General features: G+C 72.0%; 12 protein-coding genes. 5 read left to right on the top strand and 7 right to left on the bottom strand.

The features are described from left to right. Positions 1 to 150 precede the first annotated feature (150 nt). Together RIC11_RS06500 and RIC11_RS06495 are read right to left on the bottom strand one after the other, a co-directional pair. The gene (locus tag RIC11_RS06500) at positions 151 to 3,744 is read right to left on the bottom strand and encodes an AAA family ATPase (RefSeq protein WP_350209510.1); all 3,594 of its coding nucleotides are present in this window, start codon (positions 3,742 to 3,744) and stop codon (positions 151 to 153) included. A 45-nt stretch (positions 3,745 to 3,789) separates the two neighbouring features. After that, positions 3,790 to 5,013 (bottom strand): metallophosphoesterase family protein, encoded by a 1,224-nt coding sequence (locus tag RIC11_RS06495; RefSeq protein ID WP_350209508.1) that lies wholly within the window; start codon positions 5,011 to 5,013, stop codon positions 3,790 to 3,792. A 302-nt stretch (positions 5,014 to 5,315) separates the two neighbouring features. Between RIC11_RS06495 and RIC11_RS06490 the strand changes: the two genes are divergently transcribed. After that, positions 5,316 to 5,831: a YiiD C-terminal domain-containing protein gene (locus tag RIC11_RS06490; protein WP_350209506.1), complete on the top strand. Its 516-nt coding sequence runs from the start codon at positions 5,316 to 5,318 to the stop codon at positions 5,829 to 5,831. 64 nt (positions 5,832 to 5,895) lie between these two features. Here the strand turns inward: RIC11_RS06490 and RIC11_RS06485 are convergent, their stop codons facing one another. Continuing rightward, positions 5,896 to 7,410: a hypothetical protein gene (locus RIC11_RS06485; protein WP_350209504.1), complete on the bottom strand. Its 1,515-nt coding sequence runs from the start codon at positions 7,408 to 7,410 to the stop codon at positions 5,896 to 5,898. A gap of 384 nt (positions 7,411 to 7,794) precedes the next feature. Here RIC11_RS06485 and RIC11_RS06480 point away from each other — a divergent pair, with 384 nt between their 5' ends. Beyond that, on the top strand, positions 7,795 to 8,127 hold the full coding sequence (locus RIC11_RS06480) for a HesB/IscA family protein (RefSeq protein WP_350209502.1): 333 nt from the start codon (positions 7,795 to 7,797) through the stop codon (positions 8,125 to 8,127). Between the two features lie 322 nt (positions 8,128 to 8,449). Then, positions 8,450 to 8,629 (top strand): Flp family type IVb pilin, encoded by a 180-nt coding sequence (locus RIC11_RS06475; protein WP_350209501.1) that lies wholly within the window; start codon positions 8,450 to 8,452, stop codon positions 8,627 to 8,629. 80 nt (positions 8,630 to 8,709) lie between these two features. Here RIC11_RS06475 and RIC11_RS06470 read toward each other — a convergent pair whose 3' ends face one another. Beyond that, positions 8,710 to 11,622, bottom strand: a complete 2,913-nt coding sequence (locus RIC11_RS06470; protein ID WP_350209499.1) for a hypothetical protein — start codon at positions 11,620 to 11,622, stop codon at positions 8,710 to 8,712. Between the two features lie 339 nt (positions 11,623 to 11,961). Between RIC11_RS06470 and RIC11_RS06465 the strand changes: the two genes are divergently transcribed. Next, a complete protein-coding gene (locus tag RIC11_RS06465; protein ID WP_350209497.1) occupies positions 11,962 to 12,201 on the top strand; it encodes a hypothetical protein in 240 nt (79 codons plus the stop codon). A 2-nt stretch (positions 12,202 to 12,203) separates the two neighbouring features. Here RIC11_RS06465 and RIC11_RS06460 read toward each other — a convergent pair whose 3' ends face one another. Beyond that, a complete protein-coding gene (locus tag RIC11_RS06460) occupies positions 12,204 to 13,304 on the bottom strand; it encodes a GNAT family N-acetyltransferase (RefSeq protein ID WP_350209495.1) in 1,101 nt (366 codons plus the stop codon). Positions 13,305 to 13,523: 219 nt separating this feature from the next. Here RIC11_RS06460 and RIC11_RS06455 point away from each other — a divergent pair, with 219 nt between their 5' ends. Next, entirely contained in the window at positions 13,524 to 14,663 is a 1,140-nt protein-coding gene (locus RIC11_RS06455; protein ID WP_350209493.1) for a nucleotidyl transferase family protein, read from the top strand. A gap of 468 nt (positions 14,664 to 15,131) precedes the next feature. Here the strand turns inward: RIC11_RS06455 and RIC11_RS06450 are convergent, their stop codons facing one another. Together RIC11_RS06450 and carB are read right to left on the bottom strand one after the other, a co-directional pair. Then, positions 15,132 to 15,770 carry a hypothetical protein gene (locus RIC11_RS06450; protein ID WP_350209491.1) on the bottom strand — a complete coding sequence of 213 codons (639 nt, stop codon included), beginning with the start codon at positions 15,768 to 15,770 and terminating at the stop codon, positions 15,132 to 15,134. 94 nt (positions 15,771 to 15,864) lie between these two features. Continuing rightward, positions 15,865 to 19,362 carry a carbamoyl-phosphate synthase large subunit gene (carB, locus tag RIC11_RS06445; protein ID WP_350209489.1) on the bottom strand — a complete coding sequence of 1,166 codons (3,498 nt, stop codon included), beginning with the start codon at positions 19,360 to 19,362 and terminating at the stop codon, positions 15,865 to 15,867. Positions 19,363 to 19,381 lie beyond the last annotated feature (19 nt).

Genomic DNA, 19,381 nt, shown 5'->3' with positions numbered 1-19,381 from the left:
ACTTGCGGCCATAGATGCAGAGGCCGCAGTCCGGCGTGCGACAGGTTCGACGTGCCATATTGGCGCCACAGGTCGCCCAGACACGGCGCCGTCGCGCAAATCTTGGGCGCCAATTTGGCGCCGCGACTGGAGAGCGCCTTTTTCAGACGGCTAAGCCCGCGGGCCGATCGCTTCGGCCCACGCCTGCTCGGCCTCGTCGAGCCAAGTAGCCGAGGCCGGCTCCTCCGGCTCTGCAAACGGAGCTTCGCTGTAGACCCACCGCTCTTCCGCCTCTTCCGGGGAGGGCGGCTGGCGGCGGTACGGACCGCGTGGGGCGGCGCCGTAGGGCGTCGCGTCGGATTCATCCGCCGTGGCGGCGCCGTAGACGAACTCCTGGGAGTCGTCGAGCGCCTCCGGGGGGACGGGCTCGGCGGTCGCGCTCTCGGGCGTAGCGGGCGTGTCGATTGTGACCAGCCGGCGGCGAACCTCGGTCACGGGCGCAAGCGGCAGGTAATCGGCCTCGACCCACGGCTCGGGCTGCGGGCTCCGGGGGCGGAGCTTGCGCCGCTTCTTCCGCCGCGCGGCCGGTTCCGCCGCGGGGGGCTCGGGTGCGGGGGATTCTTCGGCTTCGGGCTCCGCTTCTTCCATCGCTTCGGCGGACGGATCCAGTTCGGGCTCCGGGTCGCCCTCGCGCGAAGGGAGGCGCCGCAGGTCCACGCCTAGCTCCTTGAACATCTCGTACACGTGCTCGTGGCAGGTGAATACGAGCAGCTGGTGCCCCTCGGCGGCGAACTGGGCGAGTACGCCGGCCGCGATCCGGGCGCGGGTGTTGTCGAAGTTGACGAGCACGTCGTCGAGGACCATCGGCAGCCGCACGCCGCGGCGGGCGAACGTGGCCACCAGCGCCATGCGGACGCTCAGGTAGAGCTGCTCGCGCGTGCCGCGGCTGAGCTGGTCGACCGGCAGCGACTCGCCGTCGACCGTGTCGACCAGCAGCACGTCGTCCGCGAGGGGGGTCCACACACGCGGGTAGCGCCCGCGGGTGAGCCGCTCCAGGTAGCGTGAGGCCTCTTGCAGGGTCTCGGGCTGTCGGTGCTGCTCGTAGTCGCTGCGGATCAGTTCGAGCATCGCGCCGACCGCCGCACGCTCGCGCCATTGCTCGTTGGCCTCGACGAGCTGCGCTTCGACGAGGTCGATCTCGATCCGCTTGTCGGCGAGCGACGTGTCCTCGACCATCGCTTGCCGCTCTTTGTCGACGACCGCGCGGCGGGCGGCGAGCTCGCGGAGCCGCTTCTCGATCGACTCGTGCTCGGCGGTGATCTCGGCCCATACGCCGTCGAGCGTCAGCAGGCCCTCGCGGCTCATCAGGTCGGCGTAGTCTTGTTCGGTCCCGCTGGCGCCGATCGCCGCGGTGATCTCGCGGGAGAGCCGCGCGACCCGCTCGTCGAGCCGCGCCGCTTCCTCAAGGTCGGCGACCACTTGGCGGAAGGCTTGTTCGCCGTCGACGCCCGCGCGCTGAAACAGGCTGAGCCGGTCGGCCTCGATCCGCTCGGCGGCGGCCGCGTGTTTCTGCTCTTTCTCCTTTAGCTCGAGCGACCGCTCGCGGAGCTTCTTGCGGTGGTCGATGCGGCCTTGCTGCAGCCGCCGCTCGGTGAGCAGGTGGCCGAGTTGCTCGCCGAGGTCGGCCTCCTCCAGCACCAAGTCGGTCTCTTCGGCAAGGGCGAGAATTCGCTTGGACAGCTTCTCGTGTTCGCGCTCGCACCGCTCGGCCTCTTCTTGCTTGGCCTCCAGCCGCGACCGCAGCTCCGCCAGCGCCTGATGCTGGCCGGCCAGCTTGTCGATCTCCGACGCGGTGGTCTCGTCCGGCAGGCCGACAGCGCGGAGGGCCTCGCGCCATTGCTGTTGGGCTTGGGCCAGCTCTTCCTTGGCCGCGCGGTAGTACTCGTCGGCGGCGGTCGCTTTCTGGTTCGCCTTGCGGCGTTCGGCCTCGACCGGCAGCATCCGCTCGAGTTCCTCCAGGTGCTTCTCCGCGTGCTCCAAGCGGATCGACGCGGCCCCTTCGGCGAGCGGCAGCTCCTTGTCGAGCTCCTTGCGCTCGGCGATCGCCTTATCGACCTGCCGCTTGGCGACCTCGAGCTGCTGTTGGCACGCGTCGAACTCTTGCGCGCGGTTCTCTTCCCACTGGTGCCGCACGAGCCAGCAGGCGCCGGCCGTGATCAGGCCCAAGAGCCACCAAGCGTCGCCGAGCCAGCCGGGCGCGACCCAATTGCCGAACACCAGCACGACCGCGCTGGCGAACAGCGCGGTGAGCAGCAGGAAGATCTCGGTCGGCAGCACCTGGCCTTCGGCCAAGCGGACGCGCCGCTCTTCGAGGTCGCGCACCGACCGTTGCGCTTGATCGACCTTCTGCTCGGCCTTCTGGCGGCCGCGGAGCAGCGCGACCAGCTCGCCCGCTTGCTCGATGTCGGCGGGCAGGCCGAGCTTCTCGCCGCTGGTGAGGGCGGTCTGGAGCTGCGCGTCGTAGTCGCGTTGGTGGCCCACGAGCGCGTCGCGCTCGCGCTTCGCTTCGGCGACCACGCGCTCGGCGTCGTGGAGGGCTTGGCGCGAGGGCTCGAGGGTCTCGAGGACCTCCTCGTCGAGCTCGGGCGCGGCCTCGGGGTCGGGCTTGTGGCGCCAGAGCTTGGCCAAGCGGGCGGCCTCGGCCTCGACGCGGGCCTCCAGACGCTCGGCCTCCTCGCCGAGCTCGCCGAGCTGCCGCTCGAGCGAGTCGAGCCAGTCCTGCTGTTCGGCCAGCGCGTCCAAGCGGCAGCAGCTGCGCACGAGCGCCTCGTTGACGCCCAGCTCCCGGGCCTCTTGGTGCAGCTCGCGGCGTTGGCCGCGGATGGTGTCGCGGCGGCGCTGGTGCTCCTCGGCCTTGGTGTTGAGCTCTTCCAGGCGCTCCAGGGGCTTCTCGCCCAGGTCGGGCAGGCCGTCGAGCCGCGTGCGGTCTTCGCGGACCCGCTCGCGCTCGGCCCACATCGGCTTGAGGCCCAGGGCGATCTCGATCCGCCGAGCGCGGCGCTCGGTTTCTTTGAGCTGCGCCTCGAGCTGTTCGCTCTGCGCTGAGGTCTCGTCGAGCTCGACGGCCAGCTTGCTCCAGCGGCGAGCGTCGACAGCCAGCTGCTCGATCTCGGTCTGCAGCCGGTCGCGGCGGGCTATCAGGTCGGCGATCCGGGAGGGCTCGCCAGCCGGCGCGAGCAGCCGCCGGCGGCTGGTGCGGAGCTCTTGGATCACGTCGTACAAGGAAACGCGGTCCAGCCCCGACGTGAGCCGGTAGATCCACCGCGCCGCCTCGGCGCCGTCGAGCGCGCCCAGCTCGTTGATCTCGTCCAACCCGATCGCGAAGACGTTGCAGTAGGTCGCCTCGTCGACGGACTCGAGCCCCTCGCGCAGCAGACGGTCGCCCTGCTCTTCGCCGTCGGGCAGCGTCACCACCACCCGCCCCAGGTCCCCCTCGCCGCGCTCCACGTAGCGGGCCGCGCGGAAGGGGCCGTCGTCCGACAAGAGGCCGAGCGACCCGCCGGGGCGGCCGCCGGACCTGGGCGGCAGGTACCGCTCGCGACGCTCGGCCGTCACGCCGTACAGCATCGACCGCAGGAAGTGCATCAGCGTGGTCTTGCCGGCCTCGTTCGGGCCGTACACCACGGTCACGCCCGACGACAGGTCGCGCATCTGCAGGTCGTGCCACACGCCGAAGCCGTCGACGTGGATCTCGGTGAGCTTCATAACGCAGCGCTGGGGAAGGGGGGCCAGCGTTCACATGGGGGGTGGTCAGGCGTCGTCGGTCATCAGCGCCACGCCGAGCTTCGCGGCCCGGTTGAACAGCGCGTCGCGCGCGGCCCGGCCGTCGGTCTTCGCGATCTTCGCCAGCGACGCGTCGCCCAGCGGCTTGGGCAGCAGCTCGCCCAGGTCGAGCACGAACGCGTCGCTGCGCCGCAGCACCTCGACCTGGCGCAACAGGTCGCCGAGGATCGTCTCTTGGTCGAGCAGCTCGTGCGGCGGCTCGTAGCGGCTCGGGCAGTCCAGCGAGTAGCTCCAGCACAGCGGCTTCTCGCGCGCCGCGTGCTTCTGCAGGTCGCGCAGCAGCTCGCCCGCCAAGCCGTCCGGCCGCAGCTTCGCGACCATCGGCCCCACGCCCTCCAGCCGCCAGGCGATCAGCTGGTGCACGCCCTGCGAGCGGCCGCGCACCTTCTCCAGGCGCTCCTTGAGCCGGGTGAGCAGCTGCTCGGCCGAGACGCCCGCCGTGAACTCGAGCGTTTCTTCTTGCCAGCGGACCGAGTCGGTCGCGACGAAGCGGGTCTTCGGCTTGCCGGACTCGTCGACCTGCACCACTGTGCAGCCCGAGGGGCCGGGCTCGGCGGGGCTGCGGCACTGCGGCGAGCCCGCGTAGTGCGCCACGCCCGGCTCGTGGTCGACCGTCGCGCGCCGCGCGCGGCCGCCCAGGGCCATGTAGTCGACGCGGTCCCCCTCTTTGCCCGGCGCGTCGCTCGTGCCGTACGCGACGCCCACCGTGAAGAGGCCACGCGCGTCGCGGCGGAAGCCGCTCGCGTCGACCTCGCGGTCGGCCGGCTTGCTGATCCCTTGCACAACGGCGACCGCCTTGCCGCCGCGGGTCAGCTCGTGCGACTCCACGCGGCCAGTCGGGAAGACCGTCACGTTGTCCGGCAGGCGCTCGGTCCGGGGCCACGCGTCGGGCGGGTCGAGCTCGCCGCCCGCCCAGTAGACCGGGATGTTGCGCTTGGCGAGCCGGTCGAGCTGAGCCACCAAGAAGCTCACCACCCGCGGCGAAGCGCCGCGCGCGTCGAGCACGTCGCCCGCCAGAAGGAGCGCGTCGGCGTCTTCGGCGAGGGCGGTTTCGAAGACGCGGTCGGCTGCCTCGAGCGGCGCGTCGCGCAGCAGCCGCCGCAATTCCGTGTCCGCCTCGGCGACGCCGTGCAGCGGGCGATCGAGCCGCATGTCGCTCGAGTGCACCAGCCGGAGTGGCTGATTGGCCATAGTGGGGTGACGCCTCCCTGCGTGCGTTGGATGCTCCGCCAGCGCGAAGGGCCACCCAGAACGGCCCCGCCGGCTTCGCCTACTCCACAGAATCTACCCATCATGCGGCGATCTACCAACTTCAATGGGAGGCTGTAGGCTGTAGTCCCTAGGCTGTAGCACGCGCCGGGCGCATCGCCACGGCCCGGAGCGGGGCCCGCAGCTAGGCAAGGCAGGTCACGATCACGCTCTCCCGACGGATCGACGCCCCCGGCGCTCCCCACGGCCTACGGACTACAGCCTACAGCCTGCAACCTTCGCCGATGCTGACGCCTTTCTCCGAAGATCAAGCGACGTTGGCGGCTCGGCGGGCGTCGCTCGAGCAGCTTCTGCACGCGGAGATCCCGCTAGCAGCGGGCATGCGGGTCGCCGTCGACGCGATCTCGCCCCAGGGGCTGTGGCTGTCGATGCCGCTGGCGCCCAACCGCAACCCGCACCAGACCGCTTTCGCCGGCAGCCTCAACGCGCTTTGCACGCTGGCCGGCTGGGCCGCGACTCACCTGCTCGTCGAGCAGCTCGGCGTGCGTGCGGCGACCGTGATCCGCCGCAGCTCGATCAAGTTCCACCAGCCGGTCGAAACCCCGCGCGTCGTGGCCCACTGCCTGCAGCTGCGGCAGCCGCACTGGGAGTACTTCGTCGAGATGCTCACCGAAAAGGGCCAGGCCAAGCTCGACCACGTGGTCGAGATCCCCGGCGCCGACCCCTCGCGCCCGGCCGTGCTCTTCGCCGGCTCGTACGTGGTGCACCACGCTGAGCCGCAAGCGGGGGGCGTCGCGTGACGCGGATCACGCACCCGCCACCCGGTTGATGTCAACTCGGGGCACTCGCTCTCCGTTGTCCCTGCTAAGCGGCCGACGCGTAGCCGCCCGAGCCGCTCCGCAGCAACGCGCGGTACTTGGCGCGCAGCTCCATGTGGGTGACCCACACCCACCCGGCCGCTCCGAGAGCGAGAACCATCAGCACGGTCTGCAAGTCGCTGCTGCGGTTGGCGGCGGGCGCCTTCGCGGCCGGATCCGCTTCGGCGAACTCGCCCACGTCCCCCCCGCCGCCGGAGCCGACCCACGAGGTGTCGCTAACCGGCCGGGCCGGCGGGGGCGCCGAGTCGCGGAGGCCGTCGGCCGCATCGCGAGCGGCCGTACGCGACGGCAACGGCGCGAAGTCGCTGTCGTCCTGTTCGGCAACGCCGCGCTCGCGGCCGCCCTCGTCGAGCTCGCGCAGGCGGCGGTAGTACTCGAGCTCCCGTCGTTCGGCGTCGGTCATCCGATCGGCCTCGCTCCGCCGGTCGTTCCAACCATCTCCCGCGCCCTCCGGCGCCTGCTGGGAGGCGCCGCTGGTGGTTCCGCGTTGGATCGGTGTGACAGGACGATCGAGTTCGGGGCCGTAGCTCGAACGCGGCTCGTCGCCGAACCGGGTGACGAGCGACTCGTCCTCCGCGCCGTAAGGCGGCAGCGCGGGGCCGCGCCCCAGGATGCTGGCGCCCTCGTCGGCCCGCCCGGCGCCGTTCTGCGACGGCATCCGCAGCGGCGGCGTCGAGGGTGGCGGCGTCGAGGGCTGCTGCGCGACCCGCGCGTCGTACGACCGCCCGACCGGCGACGGCGGCTCGACCCGCGAAGGAGTCCCGCCCTGGTTCCCGCCCTGGTAGCCCCGCGGCGTGTAGCCCGGCGGATACGCGGCCGGCGCGGCGCCCTGGCCGGCCTGCTGCGGGTACTGCGGCCGGCTGCCGAAGGGGTTCACCCGGTCGAGCGTGTCGGTCACGCCACGAGCGGCGTTCTTGACACTCTCTTCGAGGTCGCGAGCCCCCTCGTCGAGCGCTTGCCAGCTCTTCTCGCCCGCGTCGCGAAAGTCGGACGGCAGGTCGTTGAACAGCGGCGCGTTCTGATAGGCGGTCCGCGGCTGCGGCTCGGACGGCGACTCGCTGGCGTCGGCCGTCGTCCCCTCGGCGGAGGCAGCGTTGTCGGTCGCTTCGTCGGCCAATGCGTCGGCCCCGTCGGCGATCTGGGCCGCGTCGCCCCAGGCCGGCGCGACCGGCTTGGCGACCTCGTAGCGCCGCGGCGCGGCGGCCGCCGCGATCCGCCGCGGGCTCTGCTGGTCGATCTTGGTCAGCCGCCGTGGGGCCTCGCCCCGGCCCACGTAGACCCGCACCCGCGATATCGGCCCCACGTCGTCCGGCAGCTCGCTCGTGACCGCCATCGCCCGCCCCGACCAGAGCGCCTCGACGTCCTCCGGCGCGAGCTGCACCAGGTAGTCGTACCCTTCGGTGCTAGCTTCGGGCGTGTCGGCGGTCTCTTCCGAGGGGACCCAACCGAACGTCACGGCGAGGAGGCCGGCCAGGGCCGGCGCGGCGAGGTTGGCGAGCACGGGTCGCTCCTAGCGGGCAAGATCGATCACAGCGGCTAGCGCCCGCATCGCGCAGGGAACGGGCGCCAGGCAGCGGCCGATTCTATCCCGCGCCGCGGATGCGACCTAGGCGGATTAGGCCGGTCCGGCGGGGCCGGGGGCTGACCCGACGCCGCCTCACGCCCAGTTCTTGGTCGTTGGTCATTGGGGCTTGGTCATAGGGGCCGCGAGCCTGGGATCCGCCCCACAAGCCAAATACCGCCGCGGTGAGCCGTTTTCCCCACAAACCCCGGTGGTATAGTATGCGGTAGCCACTTTCGCGCCGGCCGGCTGAATGGCGAACTGAATGGCCAACCGATGGGGCCCGGCGCGTCCCCCCGATAGCTAGCCGAGGAGCAAACCGCAATGTCGCTCGTACTGACCGAACGCGCCGCCGAAGAAGTCAAGCGGATCATCGAATCGCAGAAGCTCGACGAGGGCGCCTTCCTCCGGGTGGGCGTCACGGGCGGCGGCTGCAGCGGGTTCTCGTACTCGCTCGGCTTCGACGACGCGTACGACGAAAAATCCGACTCGAAGAACCAGCAGCACGGCGTCGACGTGGTCGTCGACAAGAAGTCGGCTCTGTACCTCGACGGGACGACGGTCGATTTCTACGACGGCATCGAGCGTCGCGGTTTCACGTTCGAGAACCCGAACGCGGTCAAGTCGTGCGGCTGCGGCAGCTCGTTCCAGGCCTGACCGGGCCCCGGCGCCAGGCCTAACGGCCCCCGGCCGAGCCCGTCAAACCCAGCTCCCCCACCCCCGGGGCGGTGTTCTCGCAGCAAGCCGAGGACACCGCCCCGGCTTCGTTTGGCGGCCGCTCGCTTGGCGCGGGATTCGGCGTCTGGGGCACGCAGGCGGCGCAACCCTTGCGAGTGGTCGTTCCTGTGCGGCCAACCCCTCGGCCGGAGCTGTTTTTTCCGCAGAGAGCCGCCCCCCTCCCCGGCCGCGCCCTAGGGTTCTAGTGGAGCGGGGTGGCAGGAGCCCTCCGCGTATCTCTTCTCTAACTGGGGTACCCGTCATGCGACGCGCCGCCCTCAATCTGCTGCGCCGGGAAGACGCCGCGACGGCCGTCGAGTACGCGGTGATGCTCGCCATGATCGCCGGCGTGTGTATCGCGTCGGTGCTGGTGTTAGGCAACGCGACGGGCCAGAGCTTCGACGATTCGGCCACGACCCTTGCCGGCGTGCTGGGCTCGTGACGGGGTGAGGCCAGTTGTCCGTGGTCGGTAGCCCGTTGCCGCGCAACCGCCGGCTACCTACGACTGACCACTGACAACGGTCAATCAACTACAAAGAACCCGGCCCACCAGAACGGGTGTTCGGCCGCCGGGGTCTGTCCCGGCTCGACCGTCAGACGCGGCTCCGCGGCCGGGTCGAGCGGCGTGGTGCGACCCAGCGCGAGCGAGCGCTCCCAGGCCGCGGCCGCACCGAGCCGCTCGAAACCGAGCAACCACTCGGCCGCTAGCTCGCCGGCCCGCCGGCCGCCCGACTGCCATCGCTCCACGAGCAGCCCATCGGTCCCTCCGGCGAGCACGGCGCCGACCAGGTGCAGCTCGGCCGCGCCCGCCGGGCCGGCTTCCCTGGCTCGCGGCTTGCGGGCGCCCCCCGCTTCGCCGCCCCCTAGGCCCGACAGCACCATCGCCCTGGGGCCGCCGTGCGGCAACACGGCGAGCGCCGCCGCTTGGCCGCCGGGCCGGGCGCTCAGCAGCGGCAAGCCCAAGGGATCGAGCCCGACGGGCTGCCCCGCCGCCCGCACGAACACGCCGAGCGGCGCCGTGCTGAGCGACAACGCGTCGACCTCCAGCGCCGGCGGCGGCGCGGCCGCCCCGGCGACTCGCGCCAGCGGGTCGCTCGGCGTGAGATCCACCGCCCCTTCGGCGGCCACGGCCCAAACCGGCCCAGGCTCTCCCTCGCCCGCCGGGCGGCGGGGGCGGAACGGCCAGCCCGGGGTGGGCGCGTAAGTCATCGTGGCGTCGCCCAGGCGCGTGGGGGCCTGGCCGCCGTCGCGAACGGGGATCGGCACGATCGCCAGCGGCGCCCGCCACACCGGGCCGTCGGGCACGACCCAAAGCCGCTCGAGCCGCGCCGCGTCAAGTCGTGAATCGCCCAGCAGCATCTGCCCCAACTCGGCGGCCGGCGCTTGCCACGCCCCTTCGGCCAGCTCCTCGGCGGACCAGCTCTGGCGCGGCCCGACGCCGGCGACCGCCTTGAGCAGCCGCTCCACCTGTGTGGCGACACGATCCGTTGGGCCGATCCGCCACAGGTGCTCTCCCTCACCGGTCAGCAACACGCCGTAGCAGGCGTCGCCGAGTTCGTGGAACGCGACCAGCGCTTGGCCCTCGCTCAGGCTGGCCTTGGCGGCCACGGGATCGATCTGCGGGGGGAACACCAGCGGCGTCGGCGCCCGGCCGAGCGCGAGCCGCGCGACGACCGCTTCGCGCCGCGCGACGTTCTCGCGCAGGGCCTCGGCGGCTTTCTTGATCGCCGGCGCGGCCTCGTCCGACGTGTCGGCGACGGCTTCGCGGAGCGCCTTCTCGGCGTCGGCGCCTTCCAGCCGCAGCGCGTGGTACTCCGGCGCGAGCCGGTCGATCGCGGAGCGGGCCTCGATCGCCGCGGGGGGGAGCTGCTCGTCGAGCGCTTCGAGGACCCACCGCACGGCGATCCGACGCCCCGACAGGCCGCGGGCAGCGAGCAGCTCGTGGCGCCGTTGTTGGTCGATCACTTGCAGCGCGAGCAGCGGCTCGCGGCGGTCCTCCGCGGCGGCGAACCAGCGCTGGAACGCGGCCGTTTGCGGCGCCGCGCCGGCGGCCAGCACGTCGAGCGGCGACGTGCGCCACGCCCAGCCACTGGGGTCGCCCAACAAAGCAGCGAAGGCCTCGCGCGCGACGCGCGGCGTCAGGCGGCCGTCGTCGTACCAAGCGACCGCCACGCGGGACTGGAGCAGGCGTCGCGACATGGCCTGCTGCGCGGCGATCGCGCGCTCGGCGAGGCCGAGCGCCTCGGGGGTGCGGCCGCGCGTGGCCGCGGCAAGCGCTCGGAGGCGGTCCCCCTCGCGCCCCAGCAGGCCCGCGGCCGCGTCGCGGTCGCGGCGGAACAGGTTTTGGATTGCCGCGTCGGCGTCGCCCGCGTCGCCCGCCAACAGGGCCCGCTCGACGAGGGCCAGTCGGGCGTCGATCGACAGCCGCCGCCAGCCGCTCCGCTCGCCCCACGCGGCCGCCGCGGCGAGCGGCGGAGCGGCCGCTTTGCCTTCGGTCAGCGCGAGTGTGTGCCACGCGCGCAAGACCTCGGCCAGCACGAGAGGCTCGTCGTAGGCGACCGCCATGGCGGCCGCGTCGCGGTAGGCGCCGGCCGCCGCGGCCGTGTCGCCGGAGGCCTCCGAGAGCTGGCCGCGGGCGAGTAGGGCGATGGCGCCGCAGCGGTGCGCGTAGCGCCCGGCGAGCAGCGTGGCTTGTGTCAGGTGCGGCGCCGCGACGAGCGCCTCGCCCCGCGCGCCCTCGGCGAGTCCCCACCACAACTCGGTCCACGCGCTGGACCAGTGGCCGGCGGGCCCGACGCCGCCTGCGATCCGCGTGGCGAGCGAGCGGTTGCGCAGGTCGTGCTTGCCCAGCGGGCCGAGCAACTCGCCGCGGCGGTAGATCGTCCACGCGATCGAGCGGGCGAGCTCCTCCGCGTCGAGCCGCCAGTACTGGGCCATCCGCACCACGCCGCCGCGCTGCAGCACCTCGGCCTGGTTGACCTGGCCGACCGCGTAGAGCGCCGTCCGCGGCACGTCCGCCAGCAGGGCCGGCTGCGTGGCTGCCGCCCAATCGGGTTGGCGGCGCGCGCGGTTCGCGTCGTCGCGCGGGTCTTGCTGGAAGTTGATTTTTTGCAGCCAGTCCGCGTGCTGCAGGTAGAGGTCGATCGCCGCGTCGAACTCGGCGAGCGCCTCCTCGAGCCGGCCTTGTTGGTAGAGAGCCTCCCCCAGCGCCCCGGCGTAGATGATCGAGTCGACCCAGCGGGCGTCGACGGTTTTGACGGCGGTGCGTAGCTCGCTGCGAAAGCCCCGCTCGGCTTGTCGGTAGTCGGCCGAGTTCAGCTCGTCGACCGCGACGAAGTAGCTCGTGCCGGGGTGGGTGCGGCTACGCTGGCCCGCCGCGGGCGACGCCAGCGCCGCCAGCACAGCGACGAGCAACAGCGATGTTCGGCCAGCCATCACGGCTCCGGACGAATGGAAGAACCTGGGAGCGTCTGTCCCAGCCAGAATCACGGATCGACGTTCGGCAGACCTTCCGCCTGGCCCACTCCGCCTTCCCCTTTTCTTCGAAACAGGCGCCGGCGTTGCTTTCATCGACAGGGCCGACGGGCCAGCCGTGCTGCCTCCCCCTTCAGCGTACCCCTGCCCAGCGAACATGTCCCGTGTTGCGACTCGGGTGAAAGTTTTCCGGTTGCGCGGCCGATATCGGTTCTAACGGCTGGCGCCGCGCGGCGCCCCGCGCTCGTAGACTCGTACCGCGACGGCCACCGCGGTGGGCCGTACTCCGGAGAAATCGCCATGCTGACCGGCTCCCACAAGACGCGTCGGCCGTCGTTGGGCGTCGCCGCCCTGGTGCTGGCCGCCGCCGGCGTCGCCTCGACCGGTTGCCAGGTCGACATCGGGGGGCAGATGCTCCCCAGCCCGTACTACCTGACGGACGACGTGCAGTACTACGAGCCCGGCCCCGAGTTCAAGCTGGCCAACGAAGCGGCCGCCCTCCGCGCCGCCGCCGAGGCGCGCGACAGCGAGCTGCAGTAGCCTCAAGCGGCGCGGCGAGATCGCCGCCACCGCCGCGCGGCGGCCAACGCCCGCCCGCGCCAACCGCCGGGCCTCGCGTGCGACAGCCGCCACGAGGTCTCCGTCGCGGTGCGCCACCGCCGCTTGTAGGCCTCCGGCCCCGGGCCCAGGTCCAGCCGCGTGTCGCCCCGCGCGAAGCTGTCCTCGACCATCCGCGCGAAGAGCACCGCGCCGGCGCCGCTAGCGGCCCGGGCGTCGTAGCCGGTGCGGAGCCCCAGCAGCTCACCGCCGGAGCGGTAGCCGTAGTAGAACGCGGCCGGCCGGCCGTCGAGCCGCAGCAGGTTCAGGTCGACCATCCCCAACCGCGCAGCGCCGCGGTGGGCCTCGCAGAGCAGGCCAGCCACCTCCGGGTCGCACAGCGTGTTGCCCGTGTCGCTCCCGGCTTGCCAACTACGGCGCGAGAGTTCCACGCACTCCTCGTACAGGTCCATCCGGTCGTCCGCCCCGCCCGGTTCGGGGCGCCAGCGCACGTGCTCGACGCGGGCGGACCGCTCTAGCTGCCGCGCTTTCCGCTGCACCTCGTGCCGGAACTTGCGTGGGCGGCGGGCGAGGTAATCGTCCCAGCCGACGAAGCGATCGAGCCGGAGCACCGACGTCGTCGCGTGCGGCGCCGCGTGCGGCGCGAGGCCGGCCAGCCGCATCGCGTGCTCGGTCCGGCCGCCGTCGACGCCGTCGTGTGCGACCCAGCACGGCGCCAGCACGTCCCACGTGCGGGGCCCGCGCGACAGCAACCGCATCGCGACCATCAGCGTTGCGCTCGGGTTGGGCCCCACCGGGCCGTACCACACGCCCCACTCGTCGAGCGGGTAGGTGAGCACACGGATCGGCCCAACCGCGGTCCGCTCGGTCCGCTCCACCATCGGGGCCACGCCGACCAGCCGGCCGCCGCTCCGCACGAGCACCACCCGCAGCCGCTCGCGATCGCCGGCCCGGCGGGCGTACGCTTGCAGCCATTCGATCGATTGGAAGAACGACCCGCGCGGCGTGCCGCGGAGCAGCTCGCGCCACTGCCGCGCGTACGCGGGCAGCGCGTCGGCGTCGTTGATCTCGATCGCGTCAATCACGGGCGGAAGCTGCTCACGGGCGGACGCGGCTCTCGGGCGAGGGGCGCGGCTTTCGCACACTGTTTACTTACGACGATACGCACCCCCCGCGCCGGGCGGGCCGGCCTGGGTGGGGCCTCCCCGCCGCTTTCCGGGCGACGCGGCGTCGCGACCCGGGCGACCGGCGCGACCGGCGCCCCGGTTTGGTCGCGGGCAGCGCCGGCGACTACGATCGCAAGCATGCCGCCGCAAGACCTCGTGCCGCTCATCCACGCCGCCCCGCTCCGCGGTGTGCTGGCGGTGACCGGCGGCGGCAGCGAGTCGCTGCCGGCCTTGTTGACCGTGCCGGGCGCTTCGGCCACGGTGCTCGAAGCGGTCGTGCCGTACAGCGCCGCGTCGCTCGCCGATTGGCTCGGCGAGCCGCCCGCCCAGGCGTGCAGCGAGTCGACCGCCCGCCAGCTCGCCCGCCGCGCGCGGCAGCGCGCCGGCGCCCTCGCGCCGGGGGCCGACCCCTTCGAGTTGTTCGGGCTCGGTGCGACCGCCGCGTTGGCGACGAGCCGGCCGCGCCGCGGCGAGCACCGCGCGCACGTGGCGGTCGAGACCGCCGCGCGCACCGTCCGCTTGACGCTGCGTTTCGAGAAGGGCCGGCGGTCGCGGGCCGAAGAGGAGGCCGCCACGGCCCACGCGATCGTCGCCGCTTTGGCGCACGCGGCGGGCGTCCGCGCGATCGACCTCACGCGGACCCCGCCCGGCGTCGAAGCCGAACTCGATGACTTCGTCGCGCCGACCGGCTGGGCCGAGTTGCTGCTCGGCCGCCGGCAGGCCGTCCCGCTCGGCGGCGCGCCCGCGCCGGGCGCGGGGGCGGTCTGTTTGCTGCCCGGCTCGTTCAACCCGCCGCACGCGGGCCACGCGGGGATCGCCAAGGTGGCCGCCGAGCGGACCGGCCGGCCGGTCGTGTACGAGCTGGCGGTCGAGAACGTCGACAAACCGCCGCTCGACTTGATCGAGCTGCGGGACCGCGTGGCCGCCCTCCACGGCGCGCCGATGTGGCTGACCCGCACGCCGCGCTTCGTCGAGAAAGCCCACTTGGCGCCGGGCGCGGTGTTCGCGGTCGGCGCCGACACGATCGCCCGCATCGGCGACGCGCGCTACTACGCGGGCTCGGCCGCCCGCGACGCGGCACTCGCCGAGCTGGCCGAGCTTGGCTGCCGGTTCTTGGTCTTCGGGCGCGTCGACGGCGGGCGGTTCGTCACGACGGGCGGGCTTTCGTTGCCGCCGGCGCTCGCTTCGCTGTGCGACGCGGTCCCCGAGGCCGACTTCCGCGAAGACGTTTCGTCGACGGCGTTACGCACGCGGGGCGGCGATTCCTCCGAGGGCTGACGCGACCCGGAGCGCAAGATCAACGCGGCCCGCCGGCCCGCGCGCAAAAAAAGCTCCCAGAAAAGCACACGTCCCAGGGGGGCAGAGGACGGGCAACTTTTCCGGGAGCGATTGGACGCGTGAGCCGTGAGGACGAAGGGGGGAGATATCGACCGTGGGCCTGGGCGTCAGAAGGGAGACGTTGGCGTCAGCGGACAAAAAATGAACGGTAGCGGCGGAGCGTGGCTTCCTTGCTGCTCGGGCCGCTCTCGCGAGCACGCCTTTTGAGGGCGGCCCTCCACGTGGTTTGTGTTGGTCGGGTTCGGGCCGGGGCGAAGCGTCGCTCGCCCTCAGCCGTGTGGCGGGGAAGTTACGAGCCTCGCGAGAACGCGGCAAGGGCGATTCGCAATCGGAGCGAAAAAATTCCAGCGGGCCGCTAGCACCAGGCCGAGCAGCACGCCACGCGCAGCGGCGCGATCGGCCGGCGCGTCAGATCGGCAGCGTGTCGAACTGGTAGAAGAGCCCGAACCACAGCAGCGCGGCCGTCTGCTCGACGACCACCAGCGTCACGGCCAGCGTGTTGAACCGCCCGTAGCGCTCCCAGGTGACCGCGTGAGCCAACGCGACCACGTGCAGCAGCGCCAGGGGCGGGACCCACGGGATCCAGGTCGCGAAGAAGCACTGCAACGCGCGGAGCACGTAGGTCGCCGTCCACGACGGGCTGCGGCTGAAGAAGCAACCGGCGAGCGAGGTCGGCAACCCGAGCAGCACCAGACCGGCCAGCGCCACCACGGTCGCGTAATCCGACGGCACGCCAAGCGCCGCGGTGAGCGCCACGACCGCGCGGAACGCGATCGGGTTCCAGAACACGACCTGCATCCCTAGCCAAACAGCCGGGTTGTCCCGGGCACGCAGGGCGGGCGTGGTGAAGAACACGCTCGCCAACAGCGCGCCGAGGCCCGCCATCGGGATGAACAGGGCGAGGAACCACTTGCCCCCCTTGTGGAAGTCGGCCCACTCAAACGGCAGCAGCGCCCAAACGACCAGGTAGAAGAGCGTGACCACAACAGCGACCGCCCAGTCGTGGGGGCGGACGGCAGGGCGGTGCGCGGTGGGCTCGTCGCTCATGCTCTCACATTAGGGGCGCGAGGCAGACCGCCAAGCGTGCGGTCTTCCCGGCCCGCCGGGCCGGGCGCCCACCGCCGCGGTCGCTCACCATGCTTCAAGCGAACCGCTCTTGCAGGCTCTCGACCTGCATCTCCTCGGTGGCGAGGGTCTCCATCGCGGTGACGGCCGCCTCGCAGGCCTCGAGCGTGGTCAGGCACGGCACGCCGGCCGCCGTGGCCGCCGCGCGGATCTTGCCCTCGTCGGTCCGTGCGCCCTTGCCGATCGGGGTGTTCATCACCAGCGCGACGGTCTCTTCGGCCAGGTAGTCCAGCAGGTTCGGCCGCCCCTGCTGGAGCTTGTTGATCCGCTGGGCCTGGACGCCGGCCGCGGCGAGTGCGTCGGCCGTGCCGGGCGTGGCGACGAGGCCGTAGCCGCGTGCGGCGAGCCGACGGCCGATCTCGACGCCGCGCGGCTTGTGCTGCGGCGCGAACGACAGGAACACGTTCCCTTCGAGCGGCAGCACCGTGCCGGCGGCCAGCTGGCTCTTGGCGAACGCCATGCTGAACCGCGGGCTGATGCCCATCACCTCGCCGGTGGATCGCATCTCGGGGCCGAGCACGATGTCGACGCCGCGGAACTTGATGAACGGGAAGACCGCTTCCTTGACCGACACGTGCGCGGGCTTCGGGTCCTCGGTCACCCCCTGCTCGGCGAGCGACACGCCTGCCATGACCTTCGCCGCGATCGAGGCGACCGGCATGCCCGTCGCCTTGGCGACGAACGGCACGGTGCGGCTGGCGCGGGGGTTCACTTCGATGACGTACAGCGTCGGCTTCGCCGACGAGTCCGATGGCGAGCCGGCCACGTTAGTGGTCGGTGCTTGAGCCAATCCGACCCCCGACTCACGTCGGGGGCTCGCCGACGCGTCGGCCTCAGGCCTGACGGCGAACTGCACGTTCATCAGCCCGCGCACGCCGAGCTCTTGGGCGAGCCGCACGGTCGCCTCGCGGATCTCGGCGATCACGCCGGGCGACAGGCTGTACGGCGGGATCGCGCACGCGGAGTCGCCCGAGTGCACGCCGGCCTCCTCGATGTGCTCCATCACGCCGGGCACGACGACCGTCTCGCCGTCGGCGATCGCGTCGACGTCGACCTCGGTCGCCCCCTCCAGGAAGCTGTCGATCAGCACGGGCTGCCCCTGCGCGGCGATGAAGGCCTCGGCCACGAAGCGGTCGAGCTGCGGCGTGTCGTAGCAGATCTCCATCGCGCGGCCGCCCAGCACAAAGCTCGGCCGCACCAGCACCGGGAAGCCGATCCGGGCGGCGATCGCGCGGGCCTCGTCCGGCGTGCGCGCGATGCCGCTGGGGGGCTGGCGCAGGCCCAGGCGGTCGAGCAGGGCGGCGAATTTCTCGCGGTCCTCGGCCGCCTCGATCGCGTCGACGCTGGTGCCGATGATCGGCAGGCCCGCGTCGGCCAGCGCGCGGGCCAGGTTCAGCGGCGTCTGCCCGCCGAACTGCACGATCACGCCGTCGGCCTCGACGCGCTCGCACACGTCCAGCACGTCCTCCACGGTGAGCGGCTCGAAGAACAGCAGGTCGCTCGTGTCGTAGTCCGTGCTGACGGTCTCCGGGTTGGAGTTGATCATCACCGACTCCACGCCCAGCTCGCGCATCGCGAAGCTCGCGTGGCAGCAGCAGTAGTCGAACTCGATCCCTTGGCCGATCCGGTTCGGCCCGCCGCCGAGGATCACGATGCGCCGCTTCGCGGCGGGCTCCGGGCTCCGGTCTTCGGGCTTCGGCGGGTCTCCCGAAGCCCGAGGCCCGAGGCCCGAAGCCCCAGCCTTCGGCGGGACCTCGTCCTCGTCGCCCCAGTACGTGCTGTAGAAGTACGGCGTGTAGGCCTCGAACTCCGCCGCGCACGTGTCGACCGACTTGTAGCTGGCCCGGATCCCTCGCGCCAGGCGCTCGCGGCGGACCTCGCTCTCGCTTCGGCCGAAGATCGTCGCCAGCTGCCGGTCGGAGAAGCCCTGCCGCTTGGCCTTCCAGAGGAGCTCGTCGCTGATCGCGGCCAGCGAACGCGAGCCGGCCACGTTAGTGGTCGGTGTTGCTTGCTGCCCACCCCCGACTGACGTCGGGGGCTCGCCGGCCGCCGCTTCGCGGAGCTCCTCCTCGGTCTCGACGATTTCAGCCAGGTTGTCGAGGAACCAAGGGTCGATGCTTGTCAGCTCGTAGATCTCCGCGACCGACATGCCGCTCTTCAGCGCGTACCGCAGGTGCCACACGCGTTCCGCGCCGGGCACGGTGAGCTTTGCACGGATCTCGTCGTCGGTCGGCCGCTCGGGGCCCGGCTCGCCGCTGGGGCCGTACCACAGGTCCTTCGGGTCGCTGCCCAGGCCGAACGCGCCGACTTCCAAGCCCCGCAGCGCCTTCTGGAAGCTCTCCTTGAACGTGCCGCCGATGGCCATGGTCTCGCCGACCGACTTCATCTGCGTGGTCAGCTTGCTGTCGGCCTCGGGGAACTTCTCGAACGCGAACCGCGGGACCTTCGTGACTACGTAGTCGATGCTCGGCTCGAAGCACGCGGTGGTCTCGCGCGTGATGTCGTTGGGCAGTTCGTGCAGGCGGTAACCGACGGCCAGCTTGGCGGCGATCTTCGCGATCGGGAAGCCGGTCGCCTTGCTCGCCAGCGCCGAGGAGCGGCTCACACGCGGGTTCATCTCGATCACGATCATCCTGCCCGACTTGGGGTCGATCGCGAACTGGATGTTCGAGCCGCCGGTCTCCACGCCGATCTCGCGGATCACCGCGAGCGACGCGTCGCGCATCCGCTGGTACTCCTTGTCGGAGAGCGTCTGCGCCGGGGCGACCGTGATCGAGTCGCCCGTGTGGATGCCCATCGGGTCGAAGTTCTCGATCGCGCAGATGATGACGACGTTGTCGTCCGCGTCGCGCATGACCTCCATCTCGTACTCTTTCCAGCCGAGGATCGACTCCTCGACGAGCACCTCGGTCGTCGGCGACAGGTCCAGCCCGTGCCGGATCATGTGGTCGAACTCTTGGCGGTTGTACGCGATCCCGCCCCCGGCGCCCCCCATCGTGAAACTCGGGCGGATGATCGCCGGCAGGCTGATGTGGTCGAGCCACTCGCGCGCCTCGTCGAGGGTGTGGACCGTCTTGCCGAGGCACACCTCGAGCCCGATCTTGGTCATCGCCTGCTTGAAGCGATCGCGGTTCTCGGCCTTGTCGATCACGTCGGCGCGGGCGGCGATCATCTCCACGCCGTGCCGCTCGAGCACGCCGTTGGCGTCGAGGTCCATCGCCAGGTTCAGCGCCGTCTGGCCGCCGAGGGTCGGCAACAGCGCGTCGGGCTTCTCACGCGCGATGATCTTCTCGACCACCCGCCACGTGAGCGGCTCGATGTAGGTCCGGTCGGCCATGACCGGGTCGGTCATGATCGTAGCCGGGTTGGAGTTCACGAGCACGACCTCGTACCCCTCCTCCCGCAACGCCTTGCACGCCTGCACGCCCGAGTAGTCAAACTCGCACGCCTGGCCGATCACGATCGGCCCAGAGCCGAGCAGCAAGATCTTGTGGATGTCGTCGCGGCGGGGCATGTGGCGGGGCTTAGGGCTT

Source organism: Botrimarina sp. (assembly GCF_040219535.1).
In the GTDB taxonomy this organism is placed as follows: Bacteria; Planctomycetota; Planctomycetia; order Pirellulales; family Lacipirellulaceae; genus Botrimarina.
The sequence above is the reverse complement of the archived record's forward strand: the minus strand, read 5'-3'. Positions and strand labels throughout refer to the sequence as shown.

Excerpts from the sequence above, each read along its gene's own strand:
- RIC11_RS06500 (WP_350209510.1), bottom strand. The coding sequence starts at position 3,744 with ATGAAGCTCACCGAGATCCACGTCGACGGCTTCGGCGTGTGGCACGAC.
- RIC11_RS06495 (WP_350209508.1), bottom strand. The coding sequence starts at position 5,013 with ATGGCCAATCAGCCACTCCGGCTGGTGCACTCGAGCGACATGCGGCTC.
- RIC11_RS06490 (WP_350209506.1), top strand. The coding sequence starts at position 5,316 with ATGCTGACGCCTTTCTCCGAAGATCAAGCGACGTTGGCGGCTCGGCGG.
- RIC11_RS06480 (WP_350209502.1), top strand. The coding sequence starts at position 7,795 with ATGTCGCTCGTACTGACCGAACGCGCCGCCGAAGAAGTCAAGCGGATC.
- RIC11_RS06475 (WP_350209501.1), top strand. The coding sequence starts at position 8,450 with ATGCGACGCGCCGCCCTCAATCTGCTGCGCCGGGAAGACGCCGCGACG.
- RIC11_RS06470 (WP_350209499.1), bottom strand. The coding sequence starts at position 11,622 with ATGGCTGGCCGAACATCGCTGTTGCTCGTCGCTGTGCTGGCGGCGCTG.
- RIC11_RS06465 (WP_350209497.1), top strand. The coding sequence starts at position 11,962 with ATGCTGACCGGCTCCCACAAGACGCGTCGGCCGTCGTTGGGCGTCGCC.
- RIC11_RS06455 (WP_350209493.1), top strand. The coding sequence starts at position 13,524 with ATGCCGCCGCAAGACCTCGTGCCGCTCATCCACGCCGCCCCGCTCCGC.
- RIC11_RS06450 (WP_350209491.1), bottom strand. The coding sequence starts at position 15,770 with ATGAGCGACGAGCCCACCGCGCACCGCCCTGCCGTCCGCCCCCACGAC.
- carB (WP_350209489.1), bottom strand. The coding sequence starts at position 19,362 with ATGCCCCGCCGCGACGACATCCACAAGATCTTGCTGCTCGGCTCTGGG.